The 16353-nt window shown below is 74.7% G+C and carries 10 protein-coding genes; 2 read left to right on the top strand and 8 right to left on the bottom strand.

Translation table 11 applies throughout. The annotated features are described in order from the left end of the window. Positions 1-15: 15 nt before the first annotated feature. The 8 genes from ACFU5F_RS20505 to ACFU5F_RS20470 all read right to left on the bottom strand — a co-directional run bounded on the left by ACFU5F_RS20505 (position 16) and on the right by ACFU5F_RS20470 (position 14500). Positions 16-2985, bottom strand: coding sequence for a BTAD domain-containing putative transcriptional regulator (locus ACFU5F_RS20505; RefSeq protein ID WP_383889061.1), 2970 nt, complete (start codon positions 2983-2985; stop codon positions 16-18). Between the two features lie 453 nt (positions 2986-3438). Next, complete coding sequence (locus ACFU5F_RS20500; RefSeq protein ID WP_383889195.1) at positions 3439-4347, bottom strand: glycosyltransferase family 2 protein; 909 nt, start codon at positions 4345-4347, stop codon at positions 3439-3441. Positions 4348-4515: 168 nt separating this feature from the next. Beyond that, entirely contained in the window at positions 4516-5955 is a 1440-nt protein-coding gene (locus ACFU5F_RS20495; protein WP_383889058.1) for a Tat pathway signal sequence domain protein, read from the bottom strand. Between the two features lie 488 nt (positions 5956-6443). Then, the gene (locus ACFU5F_RS20490) at positions 6444-7694 is read right to left on the bottom strand and encodes an extracellular solute-binding protein (RefSeq protein ID WP_383889056.1); all 1251 of its coding nucleotides are present in this window, start codon (positions 7692-7694) and stop codon (positions 6444-6446) included. After that, positions 7691-8770 carry a hypothetical protein gene (locus tag ACFU5F_RS20485; RefSeq protein WP_383889053.1) on the bottom strand — a complete coding sequence of 360 codons (1080 nt, stop codon included), beginning with the start codon at positions 8768-8770 and terminating at the stop codon, positions 7691-7693. The genes ACFU5F_RS20490 and ACFU5F_RS20485 overlap by 4 nt, the downstream gene beginning before the upstream one ends. Further along, entirely contained in the window at positions 8767-10116 is a 1350-nt protein-coding gene (locus tag ACFU5F_RS20480; RefSeq protein ID WP_383889051.1) for a hypothetical protein, read from the bottom strand. Before ACFU5F_RS20480 ends, ACFU5F_RS20485 begins: the two co-directional genes overlap by 4 nt. A 383-nt stretch (positions 10117-10499) precedes the next feature. After that, on the bottom strand, positions 10500-12575 hold the full coding sequence (locus ACFU5F_RS20475; RefSeq protein WP_383889192.1) for a tetratricopeptide repeat protein: 2076 nt from the start codon (positions 12573-12575) through the stop codon (positions 10500-10502). Between the two features lie 584 nt (positions 12576-13159). Further along, positions 13160-14500 carry a serine protease gene (locus ACFU5F_RS20470; protein ID WP_383889048.1) on the bottom strand — a complete coding sequence of 447 codons (1341 nt, stop codon included), beginning with the start codon at positions 14498-14500 and terminating at the stop codon, positions 13160-13162. Between the two features lie 127 nt (positions 14501-14627). On the opposite strand from ACFU5F_RS20470, the gene ACFU5F_RS20465 reads away from it, so the two are divergent. Together ACFU5F_RS20465 and ACFU5F_RS20460 are read left to right on the top strand one after the other, a co-directional pair. Further along, positions 14628-14996 (top strand): trypco2 family protein, encoded by a 369-nt coding sequence (locus ACFU5F_RS20465; protein ID WP_383889045.1) that lies wholly within the window; start codon positions 14628-14630, stop codon positions 14994-14996. 272 nt (positions 14997-15268) lie between these two features. Continuing rightward, positions 15269-16258 carry an MBL fold metallo-hydrolase gene (locus ACFU5F_RS20460; protein WP_383889042.1) on the top strand — a complete coding sequence of 330 codons (990 nt, stop codon included), beginning with the start codon at positions 15269-15271 and terminating at the stop codon, positions 16256-16258. Positions 16259-16353 lie beyond the last annotated feature (95 nt).

The following is a 16353-nucleotide window of genomic DNA, read 5'->3' as shown; positions in this document are numbered from 1 at the left end:
GTTCGGCGGCGTCCCTCACCCGGCGCGGTCCTTCAGGAGTTCCCTCAGTTCCACCGCCACCGTCGAGTCCGTGCCGTCCAGGACCGCCCGGGCCCGCTCCCATTCGCGGTACGCCTCCCCCTCGCGCCCCTCCGCCCGCAGGAGCAGTCCCCGCTGGTGGCGGGCGAGGCCGACGGCGTACTGGTCGGCCCGGCGTTCGGCGAGGTCGAGGAGGAGGGCGCACTCGTGGGACGCGCGGTCCGTCCGGCCCAGCTCGCGCAGCGCCCGGACCAGACCGAGCCGGGACTTCGACTCGCCCTGCCAGTCCTCGTCGTCGCCGAGGATGCGCAGGCTCTGCTCGAAGTGGCGGACGGCGGCGGCCGGTTCGTCGAGCCGGAGGTGGGCGTAGCCGATGTTGCAGTGCGCGGTGTGCCGGACCACGAGACTGTCGGCGATCTCGCCCAGCGCCAGGCTCCGCTCGTGGTGGGCGATGGCGGCGCGCGCGTCGGTGTGCTTGTACAGGTTGCCGAGGTGGCTGAAGGTCACGGCCTCGCCGTACGGGTCGCCGAGCTGCCGGGACAGCTCCAGGCTCTGCCGCAGCGTCTCCTCGCTCTCCTCGTACCGGCCGAGGCTCTCCAGGACGAGCCCCCGGTTGTTCAGGCAGCGCCGAACGCACGAGACGACCCCGAGTCTGCGCCACAGGGTCAGGCCCTCGTCGTTGAGGGCGAGCGCCTCCGAGGCCCGGCCGGTCATGAAGTGCAGCCCCGCCCGGTCCGTGAGCGCGAACGCCTCGGCCTCGGCGTCCCCGAGCGACCTCGCCGCGCTCAGGGCCAGTCGTCCGAGCACGTCCAGCTCGGCGAGCCGGCCGCCCCGGTGCAGATAGGGGAAGAGATGACGGACGAGGGCGGGGACGAGCGCCGCCGCCGGACCGCCGCCGCGTTCCACCAGCGCGACGATGTTGGGGAGTTCGCGGTCGCCCCAGGCGAATGCCTCCTCGGCGGAGGCGAACGGCTCCTCCGTGGGCGGCGGTTCCGGCGTGGACTCCGTCGTACGGAGGCGTTCGTCGCGTTCGTAGCCGGGCGGGAGCAGCACCAGCAGGCTCTGGCGGGCGCGGGCCGCGTACCAGCGCAGGGCCTGCTCCACGGCCTCGGCGGTGTCGGCCGTGCCGGCGAGTTCGCGGGCGAAGTGGCGTACGAGGTCGTGGGGGACGTACCGGCCGTAGGACGTCTCGTCGAGGAGGGCCACGTCGACGAGGCGGTCGAGGGCGGTCTCGGCACGGAACTCGTCGGTGCCGGTGAGGCGGGCGAGGAGGGGCGCGCCGTACGCGGGCAGGTCCAGGGCGCCGATGCGGCGCAGGGCGTGGGCGGCGTCGCGGTCGGCCTCGCGGTCCGAGGCGCGCAGGGCGTCGTGGGCGACGGCGAGGGAGCGGCGCACGCTCAGGTCGTCGTATTCGAGATGGCGCAGCCTTCCGCCCGTGGCGGTCAGTTGGCCGGCCAGCGCGTCCGGGGTGAGCGCGCGGCGGGCGGCGAGGCGGGCCGCGACGACGCGGAGGGCGAGCGGGAGGCGGCCGGTGAGCGCGACGAGGGGGTGCGTGGCGTCCAGGCCCGCCGCACGGCCGGACGCGGCGCGCAGCAGGGCCGCGCTCTCGTCGTCCGACAGCGGGGCGAGCGGGAAGCGGTGGGCGCCGTCCAGCGCGGTGAGCGGCGAACGGCTCGTCACGATGACCGCGCAGCCGGCGCCCGCCGGGAGCAGGGGGCGTACCTGGGCGGCGTTCGCGGCGTCGTCCAGCACCAGCAGGGTGCGGGTCGGGGCGAGCGTCGAGCGCAGCAACGCGGCCGCCGCGTCGGGGTGTTCGGGGATGCGTCGCGGGGCGGTGCCGAGGTCGCGGAGCAAGGCGGCGAGGGCCTGGGCGGGGGTGAGGGGGGTCATGCCCGGGGTGGCGCCGTGGAGGTTGATGTACAGCTGGCCGTCGGGGAAGTGCTCGGCGAGTTCGTGGGCGAGGTGGAGGGCGAGGGCGCTCTTGCCGACCCCGGCCATGCCACTGAGGACGACGGTCCCCGAGGCTTCGTACGGGCCCCGCCCGAGCGCCTGCCGCAGCTCCGCCAGCGCCTCCACCCGGCCCGTGAAGTGCGCCGGTGGCGGCGGCAGTTGAGCTGGGAGGGGCGGGGCGTCGGAGGGGGTGTCCCCGGCCGGGGCCCCCGGAACCTCCTCGGTGGGGGCCCGCAGGATCTCCACATGGGCGTCGCGAACGGCGGGGCCCGGTTCCACGCCCAGTTCGTCCAGGAGACGGGCCCGGAGGTCCCGGTGGACGGCGAGGGCCTCGGCCTGGCGGCCCGTGCGGTGCAGGACGAGCATGAGAAGGCGGTGGAACGCCTCACGCAGGGGGTGCTCGGCGACGAGGGCGGTGAGCTCGGGGGCGAGCGCGCCGAGCGGGTGCGCCCCGGTGGCGTCCTGGCCAGCCGTGCGGGGCGCGAGGTGGAGTTCGGCCTCGTACCGCCGCTCCAGCAGCAACAGCCGTGCCTCCTCCAGGCGTTGGACGAACGCCTGGGCGCGGGGTTCCTCGGCCGGCAGACCGCCGAGCGGTGTCCCGCGCCACAGGGCGAGTGCGGCGGCGGACTCGCGGACGGTGCGGGCCCAGTCCCGCTCGGCGTGGGCGGCGCGGGCGGCGCGGGCGTGCGCCTCGAAGACGCGGACGTCCAGCTCGCCGTCGTCGACCCGCAGCAGATAGCCCGGCGGGACCGCGCGCAGCCGTTCGGGGTCGTCCAGCAGCCGCCGCAGCCGCGTCACGTGGTTCTGCAGGGACGCCTGTGCGGAGGGGGGCGGTCCGGCGTCCCAGAGCACGTCCTTCAGGGTGTCGACGGAGACGATCCGCCCGGGTTCGAGCAGCAGCGCGACGAACAGGGCCCGCATCTTCCCGCTGCCGACGGACCGTGCGCCGCCGGCGGCGGCCCCGGCCTCGTACAGAACCGGCGGACCGAGCAGTCCGAACCGCAGCCCGTCCCGCATAGAACAGCCGCTGCCTTCCCGCACCGTCGTTCCGGGCCCGCCCCGCGGCGACCCGCCGCCGCCTCCCGTACGGCTCCCCGTGAAACCGTTGGGCCCATGTTAGCGATCCGTTGGCGGGACCTGATGTGATCACTTCATCGGATCCGGCGGCGACGGCGCACGCGTAGACGCGTAGCTCGGGGGAGTGCCGCCGCCGCTGCCGGATCCGGGAACCGCACAAAGCGCTGTGCCCCGGTCGGTGGAGGTGAACGACCGGGGCATTCGTGTGTCGCGAGAGGGCCGGGTCCGGACGCCGGACGCGGCTGTGGAGTCCGGGCCGAACCCGGTGCGCGGGCAAGGCAATTGCCGGGCAAGGCAGTTGGCGAAAGCCCCTTGCGCCAAAGGCGGTGGGGCAAGGCGGTTGACGAAAACCCCTTGCACCGACGGCCGTTGAACAAGGCCGTCGAAGTGGCCCTACAGGACCGGCGGCCGTCCCAGCCTCGTCAGGCGCCACACCGTCCGCCAGCTCATGGGCCGCCGTTCGCCGCCCGACTCGCGCCAGCCCTCCACGAACCCGCCGAACCACGCCTTCAGTCCGCCCGCCGAGCGCGTCCGCAGCAGGGTGATGAGGACCCACACCCCCAGGTGGACGGGGATGAGCGGGAGCGGGAGGCGGCGGCGGGCGAGCCAGACGCGGTTGCGGGCGTTGACGCGGTAGTAGATGGCGTGCCGGGCCGGTGAGGTCTTCGGGTGCTGGAGGAGCAGCTCGGGGGCGTACAGCACGGTCCAGCCGGCGTCGAGCGCCCGCCAGGCAAGGTCGGTCTCCTCGTGCGCGAAGAAGAACTCGGCGGGCCAGTCGCCCGTCTCACCGAGCATGGCCATGGACAGGGCGTGTCCGCCGCCGAGGAACCCGGTGACCGGTCCGCCGCGCATCGGGTCCTTGGCGCCGACCCTCGGAACGTGCCGCCGCTGGGTCTCGCCGTGTTCGTCGGCGATCCGGAACCCGACGATGCCGAGGCGGGGATCGGCGACGTACAGGTCCCGTACGCGGCGCAGCACATCGGCGTCGACGAGCAGGCCGTCGTCGTCCAGTTCGACGACCACATCGACGTCGCCGAACTCCCGCAGCCGTTCCAGGGCGACGTTCCGGCCGCCGGGGCAGCCGAGGTTCTCGTCCACCTCGATGAGCGTGACCTCGCCGGGCAGGCCGAGCCGGTCGGCGAACTCGGGGAGGGGGCAGCCGTTCCCGACGACGACGATCCGTGCGGGCGCGACGTCCTGTTTGGCCACCGAGGAGAGCAGCGCGTCCACCTCGGCGGGCCGATTGCCCATCGTCACCACGGCGACAGCGACCCGCGGCCCGGCCTCCACCACGACACCCACCCCATCCGGTTCACGACCGCCGACGACCGCCGGTCCGCACGCCGTCTTCCACGGCGTGTTCACGGCCGGGATGCTAGCCGTTCACGTCGGGTCCTTCGCACCGACTCCCCGGATTGGGGAGGGGCGGCGGCCCGCCGCCCCTCCCCCGCGGCCTGCCGTGCGGGCAGGTCAGGCCCGCAACGGGTTCGCACGCACCGCCGCCATCAGGTACCAGGCCGTGGCGCCCGTGTGCCGGTACGGGTAATAGCCGAAGCCGAAGCCCGTGTCGAGGGGGCTGCTGGCGGAGACGACACCGGAGCGGGCGGGGAGAGCACGGCCGCCGACGGTCTGGGCGGTGCCGAGGTGGTCCTGGGCGCTTTCGAGGGAGGCGATCAGGCGCCGGGCGCGGGCCTCGTCGCCGCGCGCGCCCCGGTCGCGCAGGGCGAGGGCGAGATGCGCGGTGCCCTCGAACCAGACGCCGTTGCGGTTCGGCCTGGGCTGGAACTCGGCGATGGGCGCGTCCTCGTTCGCGAGGAGACTGGCGGAGCTGAAGGTGACGCCCTCGTACGACTGCCCGGCCGGGACCGTGCTGTTGCGGCGCTCGGCGTGGTCGAGGACGGCCAGTTCCCGGGCGGCCCAGTCGAGGGAGCGCGCGTACCGGCCGGAGTCGAGCGCGAGGTGGGTCCAGGTCTGGGTGTCCTCGGGGATCGGGGACCTGTTGACGGTCACGCCGTCGTTGGTGCCGGTGTAGAAGAAGCCGCCCGTCGCTCCCCGGGACGGCTCCCACATCCGCTTCACGAAGGCCTCGGCCCGAGCGCGCCGCTCCCACCACACCCGGTCACCGGTGAGCCGGGCCAGCCGCCCGAACAGGCAGACCAGGTCGGTGTTGTGCTCGGTCGAGGTGAACGGCAGCTTCTCGTTGGCCCCGTTCACACCGAACTTGTACCCGCCGAGGGGCTCGTCGGTACGGCCGGTGCGCTCGATCCACCGCCCGATCCGCACCGCGGCGGCGAGGAACCGCCGGGCCCCGGTCCGCCGCGCCAGCGCGCTCAACGCGATGCCCGCCCAGGCCATGTCCCCCACGGCCGTCCCCGTGAAGCCGAACTGGGTGCCCACGTTGGCCGTCCCGTCCGCCCGGACGAACCCGTCCGGCTGCGGCACGCCGTCGTAGTAGACGTACGGCCCGACGTTGTACGCCTGGCGCAGCCGTCCGTCGTCGTACGCCGGGTCGTGCTCCTGCGCGTAGATCAGCGCGTCGCCGAGCGCCACCGCCCTGGCCCGCCCGTCCGCCGTGCGCACGGCGAGGTGGGCGAGGATCGCCAGCGCGTTGTCGTACGTGAACGCCGTGCTGAACAGGCCCGCCTGGTCGGTGTAGCTCTGGGTCAGCCGGACGGTGCCGTGGTCGGGGTAGGCGTCCATGGCGGCGGCGAGGAAGGCCTGCCCGCGCCGCGGGGCCGAGGTCCCGGACGCCGTCCGGGGCGCCGCGTGGGCCGTACCGGAACCGAGGGCGGCGAGCGCCGCCGCGGCCCCGAGACCGGTGCCGAGGAGCGCCCGGCGTCCGAACTCCGGTGCCGGGCCGGGTCTGCCGGTGGCACCGGTCATGCCGGTGCTGTCGATGCTGCCGGTCATGGATCTCCCTAGGGGTGCGGGCCTGGAGGGCGCGCCCGGGGTCGCGTTCTGAGAGCGCTCTCAAGCGGGTGGGGGCTCATTCTGGCGGGGCCGCGGGGGTGGGTCAACGCCCTTGCCCTCCGGGCTGGTTGCAGCAGGGGATTCGGGCTCCGGGGGCGCACGGGACACGGCCGTCCCGCGCACGTCCTGGGTGCGCGGGACGGCCCCGTGATCCTGGGCCCGGTACGCGGACTCCGCGACGCGGACTCCGGCCCCGGATCCCGGAACCGCGAGGCCACTCCTCCACGACAGAGACCTCACGGCCGCGGCCCGCCGGATGCCCCGGCGGGTGCCGGACACCACTGTCCGCTCCGCCGGGCCAACGCCGGTGCAGGTGAGGGCCAGGTCAGGGACAGGCAGGGCAAGGGGGCGTACAACTTTCGGCGCGCGGGGCCTCGTGTCCTGCCGGTGGGTGCGCCTCGTCCGGCGGTCGTGTCGCTGTGCTGCGTCTACGTACTGCACACCCTCCGCAGCGCCGGCCGCCGGTCCGTCTGGGTGGCCGCTACCTTCTGTACGTCTGCCAGGAGGCCCGGTACGTCGGTGTCGTCGCCGGCCGCCGCGCGGGCGATGGTCAGGAGGACGGCCTCGTAGAAGGCGTCGCGGACGGCGGGGGGCATGACGTCGGAGGCGTCGAGGCAGCGGGGGCCCGTGCCGGTGAGGCGGTCGGCGATCTGCTGTTCGACGGGGCGGTCGCGCGGTCGCACCCGGCGGTTGGCCGAGAAGACGTCCGCCGCGTCGGCCCACTGCTGCTGGCCCTCCCGCGAGGCCAGCCGTTCGATCAGGTCGCGGGCCTGCGGGCGGTCGCTGAACAGCGCGGCGAAGTCGCCGGTCACCTCGTGGGCCCGGACCCGGTAGGCGCCGCCGGGCAGTAGGGGTGCGGAGTCCATCAGGGCCACCCGCCGCCGCTCGTCCCGGTAGAAGGAGCGGGCGAAGGAGCCCTGGTGCTCCAGCGCGCAGTTGTCCGTACCCTCGAAGAGCAGGCCGTACCCGTCGGGTGGGCCCCGGTGATCGGTGAGCAGGGCCCGCCTGGCCGCCTTCTCGTCCTGGCGGAGCAGCCCGGCCCACGCCTCCCACGCGCCCCGCACCTCCTCTCCGGTCCACGGCACGCCGGCGTCGCCGAGCGCCCACCTGCCGTAGACGTCCGGGCCCTCCCGTTGCAGCACGAGGTCCTCGATCCAGTCGCTGCCGGGCCAGCCGGACGCCCCGTCGTCGCCCATCCCGATGCACCAGCGCTCCAGCGGGGCGGGCGAACCGGCCGGACGCTCACCCTCGCGGTACCAGACGATGCTCTTGAGGTCCGCCTTGACCGGCACCCAGTACGCGTTCTGCGAGGGCTCGTTCACCGGCTGCCACGGGGCCCCGTACTCCTCCTCGGCGTAGAGGCCGTTCAGCGGCTTGAGGCGGCCCTGGGCGGCGTACTCGGCGAGTTCGCCGACGCCCGGCATGATCGCGATGTCGGGCGGCTCCCCCGACTGCACCTTGGACAGCAGCACCTCGCGCTGGGCGGCGGTGCCCTGGTACTCGAAGGGGACACCGAAGCTCCGCAGCACGTCCTCGAACTGTTCGCCCTGCTCGTCGGTCCACGGCCCGAGGACGGTCACCGGCTCGTCCTCCTGCTGCGACCAGACCGCCACCATGCTGCCCGCCGAGACCAGCAGCAGCGCCACCAGCAGCGCCAGCACCTTGAACCGGCGGGTCACCGTCGCCTCCAGTAGTCGCTGTCGAGCCGGAGTCCGAGCCCCACCACGGGCAGGACGACGAGCAGCAGGCCACCGGTCAGGGTGCCCTGGTACACGCGGTCGGTCCAGGTGTCGTCGGCCAGCACGTCCCGGACGTCCTCGGACCGCTCCGTGACGGTCTGCTGGAACCTCTCCAACTCCGCTCTGTCACCCTCCCGTTGGGAGACCTCGGTGATCTCCCGCAGCCCCCCGGCCACCCGGTCGAGGCCGGCCTGCGCGGACGACATCGTCAGCAGCGGCACGATCCCGAGCAGCGCGGTCAGGGCGAGGGCCGCCAGCAGGTACGGGTTCCAGTCGCGGCCGCAGCGGTCGCGCAGCACGAACAGCGCGGACAGCAGGGTCAGCGCCAGGGCCAGCAGGGCGAGTTCGGCCAGCCACCAGCCGCCGCGCTGCAACCACCCCTCGGTCGCGGTGACCTCGGCGTGCCTCGTCTGGATCCGCTGCATCTCGTCCAGGCGGGGTACGAGTCCCACGCTCCCGCGCAGGAGCAGCGAGTGCGCCTCGGCGAGCTTCTGGTCCCGCATGAGCGGCCGGTCGTGGTACATGACCGTACCGAGGTTGAGGGAGTTGCCGTAGGTGGCGAGCAGACCGTTGACGGTGCTCAGGTCCTGGTCCGTACGGTCCGCGATCCTGGACAGCCCCTGGTCGGCGGCGGAGAGCTGGGCCCGGTACAACTCGCCCGTGCCCGCGACGTCGGCGAGTTCGGAGGCCACCAGCGCCCGGGCCTCGTGGTCGGCGCGCAGCACCGCGAGACGGGTCGCGGCGAGCCCCTGTACGGCCGGCGCCTCCTCGGTGGCCAGCGTGTCCGCTCCGCCCTGGATCTTTTGGCAGGACACGAACAGGGCGCCGGCGGCCACGAGCGCGCACACCGCCAGGACCAGCAGATGCGCCTCCAGCAGCCACCGCGTGCGCCGCCCGCGCAACCGCGCGCGCCAGAAGGCTCCGAGGGAGTACGGCGCGTGGCGCCGGCCCGGGAGGTACGAGGAGCGCGGGGCGGCCGAGGAACCCGGGGCGTACCGGGAGTGCCCTGTGGTCACAGCAGTTTCTCCCCGCAGGCGACGCAGTGGCGGGCCTCGGCCCCGGCCGGGGTGGCGCACCTCGCGCAGCGCGGGCCCGGGAGTGGACCGGCGCCGTCGGTCAGCGGCACGGGACGGGACCCGGCGCGCAGGATCATCGGGCCGAGCGTGTCGGCGTCGACGGCGCTCCGCAGCCGGACCCGGCCCGCGGGCGCGTCCTCGATGTCGGCGACCGCGCGGATCTCGTCCAGCACCCAGTCCGTGCCGAACCGGTCCGCCAGCCGCGCCGCACGCCCCAGGTGGCCCCGGGCGGCCTCCCGCCGCTCCTCGCCGAGGGCGACGAGTCCCCGGCGCAGGGCCTCCCGCATCACGGTGGTGGACTTCTGGTCGCGCACACTGGCGGCGCCCGTCGGCAGGTCGGGCGGCGGGGGTCCGGGGTGGTGCCAGCGGGCGGTGACGGCCGCGTGGACGTCACCGACGGAGACCATGGCGAACTGCAGGTACGTCTCCAGCGGGTCGTGGTCGGCGTCGGCGACGAGGGTGAGGAGGTAGTCGCGTCCGCCCTCCTCCCACTGGTACGTCGGGAAGCTCCACCGGTGCGGACGGCCGGGCTGGGGCAGCCCGCCGAGGCGGTGCGGCCGGGGCGCCTTCTCGTTCAGCGCGACCTGCCGCACCGAGGGCCGTACGGTCACCTCGATCGGCAGCTGCGGGGCGTGCACCCGGCGCAGCCGCCGGATCGCGGCGGTGACCGCCGTGCCGAGACCGTCGTCCACGAACTCGGCGGTGCCGTGCAGCCGTTCGGCGAGCGCGAGCAGCGGTTCGGGGGTCCAGTCCGCGCCCACGGCGAGGACGTCGCAGGTGAAGTGCCCGGCGCACGCGTCGAGTTCTTCCTCCAGACGGGTCTCGCCGGGGGCGCTGCTGCCGTCGGTGATCAGCAGCAGATGGCGTACGGACAGGGGGCGGGCGGCGAGCAGGGTGCGTGCCCTGGCGGCCCAGGCCGCGTATCCGGCGGGGCGCGGGCCGTCCCGGTGCAGCGGGATCGCGCCCATCGCGAAGGCGGCCCGGCGTTTCTCGCGCGCGTCGGCGACGGCCCACTCGGTGTCGCCCCCGGGGTGGCACCGGACGGGCTCGGGGCCGGCGCCGAGCACGGTGAAGGAGATGCCGTCGGGCAGGGCCCGCAGCGCGGCCGGCAGGGCGTGCCGGACGGCCGCCCGGAGGGGCTCGGCGACATCGACCGCGATGATCACGGCGAGTTCGATCGCGGGCAGCTCCGCCGGCGCGCCGCCGGCGCTCACCTCGACCCGCAGATGCGCCTCGATCTTCGCGCTGCGGTGCGGACGCAGATCGCGGCCGAGGTCGACGCGCAACCGGATGTCCGGCCGCGACGGCCGCCCGCTTCCCTGCCGCGCCGGGTGCCGGCTCGGGGGCGGGTGCGGGTGTGGGGGCGGGCCCAGGTGTGAGGGCGGGCTCTGGTGCGGGGGCGGGCTCTGGTGCGATTTCAGGTGCGGGTTCAGGTACCCGCCGGGGTCTCCGCCCACGTCGTGCGTCACCGTTGCCTCCTCGTCGTCACCGTCGCCGCTCCCTCGTCTCCGGCGCCGCCCCTGCCGTCACCTTCGCCTCCCCTTCCGTCACCTTCGCCCGTCACCTTCGCCGCGCCTGCCGTCACCGTCCGACGGGCCAGTGCCGCGCGTACCGCGGCGCGGCGTTCGCGCCCCCTCCGCTCCCCCATACCCCGCTCGGCCGCACGCCCTCAGACCACCGTCTGCGGCCGGACCGCCTGCAGCAGGTCCACCAGGTGTTCGTGGGTGGCGGCCGATCCGTCGTGCCGGGCGGCCAGTTGGCGGTAGTGGGACTCGATCCGCTCGCGCAGCCTGCGCTCCCGCGCGCTCAGGTGGCGCAGGCCGCGGGGGTCGAGCCGGGCGCCGCCGCGGGGGCCGGGATGGTCGTCGCGGCTGTAGAGGGCGTCGAGTTGCCACTCGTGCAGCTCGGTGCTCAGGCGCAGCGCCTCGTCCTCGGACAGACCCGGGACCCCGGCACCGGGCTCCCGGCGTACCAGGCCGCGCAGTTCGGTCAGCGCCGCGTCCACCTCGCTCGGCTCGGGCAGCGGCGCGGTGTCCCGGGGCAGCCGGGCCGCGCGGATCCGTAACGAGGCGATGCGGGTGACGGTGTGGTCCAGGGTCCCGGGGCGGACCCGGTCGAGCACGTCCAGGGCGGCCCGGCGGTCACCGGCACGGAGCGCGAGCCGGGCGAGGCCCAGGGCGGCGCCGCCGTGGGCGGGGTTGCGGGCGAACACGGCCTCGTACAGCTCCTTGGCGGTGGGCCCGGCCGTGTCGTCGCCGAGCCGCTCCCCGCAGTAGGCGAGGGCCAGCTTGGGCGCGTACTCACCGGGCAGTTCGAGGCGGACCTTGGTGAAGTGGCTCTTGGCCGCGGCGATCTGCCGCGGGTCGTCGTCCAGATCGGCGCGGCGCAGCGCGACCAGGGCGCGGTGCCACTCCAGCCGCCACCGGCGCACGGCGGACGGCCCCGGCAGGGAGTCGGCGGTGTCGAGTTCCTCCTGGGCCCGCTCCAGGTCGTCCCGTGCGTCCCGGCCCAGCAGGACACGGACGTTGTGCAGACGGATCTCCACCGAGGGCGGTTTGCCGTCCTCCTGGTCGAGGAGGCGGCCCGGGTCGTAGCCGCTGCTCACCTCGAAGCGCGTGGTCTGCGGGTCGCCCGGGTAGCGCCTGGGCACCGGCAGCCGCCGGGCGATCTCGGTGGGGGTGGGCGCGCCGAGGTCGAGGGCGGGGGCCAGCGGCGGGTCGTAGCGGTCGCGGCGGGGGCGCTCCAGCCAGTGCTCGATGCCGGGGACGGTGCCGAGGCGGGCGCCGAGCAGTTGCGGGGACGGCCAGAAGTAGTCGGAGGGTTCGGGCGGGTCGCTCTTGCCGCGCAGGGCGCGGATCTCCCGCAGGGCACCCCGCAGTTGGCCCGCCATCTCCCGGGCGTCGACGAAGCGCAGGCCGGGGTCGGCGCGGGTGGCGCGGTCGACGACACCCCGGAAGGAGGCCGTGCCGAGGCCGGGCACCTCGTCGACGGCCCAGCCGGCGAGTTCCCGCAGGGTGACCCCGACCGTGTGCAGGTCGTGGGCGGTGGTGGGCATGGGTGAGGACGCCGTCTCGGGAGCCATGTAGTCGGGGGTGACGTGGGCGGGCGGCTGACTCTGGCCCTGTTCCCGCATCCCGCCGAGGTCGATGACCTTGACACCGTCTCCGTGGTGGACGACGTTCGAGGGCTTCATGTCCCCGTACACGAAGACCCGTTCGCCGCCGGCGTGCAGATGGACGAGGGCTTCGAGGATCTGACAGCCGTACGCGGCGACGTGCTCGATGTCGAGGACGGACTCCCCGCGCCGGGTCTCCTTGACGACCTTCTCCAGGGTGCCGTCGCCGACGTCGTCCATGACGATGTAGCCGCCGGTGACCTGCCCGCTGTCGTCGCGCCGGGCGACGAAGTCGCGGATCTGGACGATGCGGGGGTGCCGGATGGCGACGAGGTTGCGGCGTTCGACGTCGGCGAGCCGGGCCCCGTCCTGCTCGTAGCGGTTGAGCATGCCCTTGACGGCGACGACGTCTCCGAGATGGGTGTCCTCGGCGAGATAGACCCAGCCCTGGCCGCCGTGCGCGATGGGCCCGAGGATCCGGTACTGGTCGCGCAGCACGTCTCCCGCGGCGAGTTCGGGCCGGTACGAGTAGGGCACGCCGCAGGCGGGGCAGTACCCCTCGACCGGCACCCGGCCCACCGTGTAGGGCGGCGCGAAGGTGATGCCGCACTCGGGGGACGAGCAGCCCATACGGACCCGCAGCGGTGCCTCGGGGTGGATGAGGCGTTCCCGCGCGGGGCGCGGCGCCCGCTCGGGCAGCGCGAGCAGTTCCGCGGGGCCGAAGTCGCGCGGGTCCTCGGGCAGGGCGGGCAGCCGGGGGCCGTCCTGAGCCCGCCCGCACACGGCACAGTGCCCGGTGGGCAGGACGCTGCCGCCGCAGGGTGCGCCGGTGAAACGCCGGTGCGGGCAGGACGCCCCGCGCTCGCGGTCCGGCGTCGGCGCGGACGGGGGCGGCGGAACGGGCCGCGCGGGCGGCTCGGGCGGCTCGGGCTGGGCCGGCGGGACGTGCGGTGCGGACCGGGCGGGTGGTGCGGCCTGAGCAGATGCCGCGGGCTGGACGGGTCGTGCGGGCGGCTCGGGCTGGAGGGGTGGTGCGGGCTGGACGGGTCGTGCGGGCTGGGCGGGCGTCGCGGGCTGGACGGGTGGTGCGGGCTGGGCGGCAGCACCCTTGTCCGGCCCGGCACCGTGCCCCGCACCCGCGCCCGGCTCCGGCCCAGCGCCCGCCCCCGGCTCCCGTTCCGGCTCTGCTCCGGCCCCCGCACCCGCCCCCGGCCTCATGTCGCGTCCCCGGAGCGCCGCAGGTCACCGCGCAGGGTTCTGATCAGTTCGCGCAGCCGGGCGAGCCGCCCCTGCGGGTCCTGGCCCATGGTGGTCTCGTCGATCAGACGGCGCTCGGCCCGGCGCCGGTCGGCCGTCTCGGTCATCGAGCCGAGGGAGGCGCTGTCGACGACACCGTGCCGGACCGCACGGCTGAACTCGGCGCGCTCCAGCCGGGCCAGGAGCGTGTCCGCGTGGGCGAGGAGCGCGGGTTCGAGGAGCAGGTCACGGGCGGCGGTCCAGCCGGTGCCGCCCTCGTGACGGAAGACGAGCAGCAACCGGAAGCCGAACGACCGTAATCGCGCGAGGAGTTCGATCAAGGGTCCCGGCTCCGGCTCCTCGTCGAGGCCGTCGACGAGGACGGTGACCGGGCCGCCGGGCACCGGGGCGGCCGTCCGGGCGGGCCGGGGCCGGGTGCCGAGCAGCCAGTCCCAGTAGGCCAGGTACTGGCCGGGTGGAAAGGCGATGTGGCCCAGGGCGTGGTCGGCCAGGTCCGGCCTGCCGGACGCGCCGCCCCGGTGGACGAGCGCGGCCCGGTGCGCCAGGTGTCCCAGGGAGCGCTCCTTGCCGCTGCCCGGAGGCACCACGGTGATCTTCACCGGTTCCTCGTCGGGGTCGTCGAACCACCGGGTCAGCCGTTCCTCGAAGTCGTGGTCCCAGGCGTGCGGGCCGCTCAACTCGCGGATCGGAGGCGAGAGTTCGGCTATGCGCTCGACGGGGATCAGGTACGAGAAGGCGAGCCGGTTGTTCTCGGGCAGCAACTCCCCCATGTCCCCACGCCAGCTGACGACCAGTCCGACCACACGCGCGGGGTCCCCCTCGCCCGGCCGTGTGCACACGGCGGCGCCGCTGAAGCCCTTGCGCACGACCTCGGCCTTGGTGACGGCGTCCAGTTGCACCCGCTCACCGCTGACCCCGCCGATCCGGCCCCACAGGGACATGCCGTCGTCGAAGCCCTCCGCGTACCCGGTGGCGGACACCTCCGCCCCGCCCCACAGCGCGGACTCCAACCGGGCGGGACGCGCCCGTGGCCGGGGGCTGTCCAGCCGGAGGACGGCGACGTCCTCACCGCCCCCGGGAGCCTCGGGCAGCCAGCCACCGGGGGCGACGCGCGCGGACACCGGTTCCAGGTCACCGTTCTCGGCGAACTCCAGCCACATCACGGCGTCCGGCTCGCGCACCACATGCGCGCAGGTCAGCGCCGTGTGCTGGTCGACAAGCACGCCGGCGCCGCAGATGGGTCCGTCCGCGCCCCCGCGCCGCAGCCTGAGCCTCCAGTCCGCACGCAATTCCCCCATGCTGCCTCACACTACGCGCGGGGCATCGTGCGTCCCTAGACTCTGTGACCCACGGATGTTTCCGTAACCCACCGACTCCGTGGCGAACTTGGATCGACCGGTCAACGCGACAGGACGGGATGGTGACATGGGCGAACCCGAACCGGTCGGCCTCGCGGAGGCCATCGGCACGGTCCGCGCGGAGCTGGCCAGGGCGCAGGCCGAAGGCGCGGCGAGCGACTGGCGGTTCAGTGTGGAGCAGGTCAGCCTGGAGTTCTCGGTCCAGTTCCACCGGGGCGGTGATGGCGGCGCGGGCCTGCGTCTCGGCGTCGTCGAGGCCCGTCTCGGCGGCTCGGTGAGCCAGGACTCCACCCACCGCGTCCAGGTCGACCTCAAGCCCCTCCCCGGCCCCGGCGGCCACCACCACGAGGTGAGCCGCGAGGCCCGCGCCACCCCGGGCCACCCCGGCCCGCCGGAGGGCTCCCTCGCCCGCGACGACCCGCCGACGGGCCCCTAGGGGCCCGCCCGAGGGCCACCTCAGGACCGTCCCAGGGCTGTCGCCGCGGATGGGCCGGCGCAGACGCCGGGCGATGACACGTCCGACGTGACCGGGTGCAGACGTACGTCTCGTCGCCGACCTCCCCGGGGAGCATGTCCCGTCCCCTGCAGCACCTCGTCGCGCGGGGGCTGCCGCCGGCCGGCGGCGGGCACGGAAAATGCCGCAACCGGTCCGGTGCCGCCCCGTACGATCAGCCGACATCCGTCAGCCGGGCCGGGGAGTGAACCAGAATGACGTACCCACCGGACCCGCGGCACGTCGAGCACCCCCAACGACTGGACCAGGGGCACCCGTTCCGCCAGTGGAAGACCTGGCGCGTCCCCGGCACCGGCCTGACCATGACCGGTTACTCCCGCGCGAACGACAAGACCTTCTTCCACCTCCCCGAACTGCGCTGCTCCCTCGACGCCGGGCTGGCCGAGGGCCGGCAGGTGGAGGCGGTGCTCCTGACCCACACCCACCTCGACCACTCCAAGGACCTGGACTATCTCGCCTCCAGGGACGCCGGGGTGGACATCTATCTGCCCGCCGCCGAACCGCACGCGGCGGCCTACCTGCGCGCCGCGAGCGAACTGAACCACGGGGCCGGCTTCGACGCGTCCCGCGCACCGGACTGCCGTCTGCACGGTGTGCGTCCGGGCGCGGAGTTCTCCGTGGGCCGCCGCGGGGAGTACGCGGTCCGGGTCGTCGAATGCCTGCACAAGGTGCCGTGCGTGGGCTACTGCTTCGCGGAGAAGAAGACCGTCCTGAAGCCGGAGTACGAGGAGTTGAAGGCGTCGATGGTCGCCGCCGGCCGGGCGGGTGAGTTCGGCCGGATCATCGCCGAGCGGCGCAGGGAGGGCCCCGGCACGGTCGACCAGGAGATCCGCCGCCCCGCCTTCGCCTTCCTCGGCGACACCCACCCGAGCGTGTTCGCGCGCAACCCCTGGCTGTTCGACTACCCGGTCGTCATCACCGAGTGCACCTACCTCGACGACGGACAGCTCAGCCGGGCGCGGCAGGTCGGACACACCGTGTGGAGCGAACTGCGTCCGGTGGTCGAGGCACATCCGGAGACCCTGTTCGTGCTGACCCACTTCAGCCTGCGCCACTCCGACCGGGAGGTCGTCGAGTTCTTCCGGCGCGAACGGGAGAGGGGCGGGGCCGGACATCTCGGCAACGTCGTGCTGTGGGCCCACGCCGAGAGCCATCTGCCCGAGCAGCACCAGAAGCGGGGGTGACGGGCCGGCCGGCTTCGGGCCGTGGCCGGCCCGTCCGTCACCGTGCGGCGACACGCCACCTCGCGGCGGGCTTCGTGGGACGCGCGTCCCACGAA

It is taken from the genome of Streptomyces sp. NPDC057438, assembly GCF_042802995.1.
Taxonomy (GTDB): domain Bacteria; phylum Actinomycetota; class Actinomycetes; order Streptomycetales; family Streptomycetaceae; genus Streptomyces.
This window is presented reverse-complemented; position numbering and strand designations above follow the sequence as displayed.

Excerpts from the sequence above, each read along its gene's own strand:
- ACFU5F_RS20460 (WP_383889042.1), top strand. The coding sequence starts at position 15,269 with ATGACGTACCCACCGGACCCGCGGCACGTCGAGCACCCCCAACGACTG.
- ACFU5F_RS20465 (WP_383889045.1), top strand. The coding sequence starts at position 14,628 with ATGGGCGAACCCGAACCGGTCGGCCTCGCGGAGGCCATCGGCACGGTC.
- ACFU5F_RS20505 (WP_383889061.1), bottom strand. The coding sequence starts at position 2,985 with ATGCGGGACGGGCTGCGGTTCGGACTGCTCGGTCCGCCGGTTCTGTAC.
- ACFU5F_RS20470 (WP_383889048.1), bottom strand. The coding sequence starts at position 14,500 with ATGGGGGAATTGCGTGCGGACTGGAGGCTCAGGCTGCGGCGCGGGGGC.
- ACFU5F_RS20475 (WP_383889192.1), bottom strand. The coding sequence starts at position 12,575 with ATGGGCTGCTCGTCCCCCGAGTGCGGCATCACCTTCGCGCCGCCCTAC.
- ACFU5F_RS20495 (WP_383889058.1), bottom strand. The coding sequence starts at position 5,955 with ATGACCGGCAGCATCGACAGCACCGGCATGACCGGTGCCACCGGCAGA.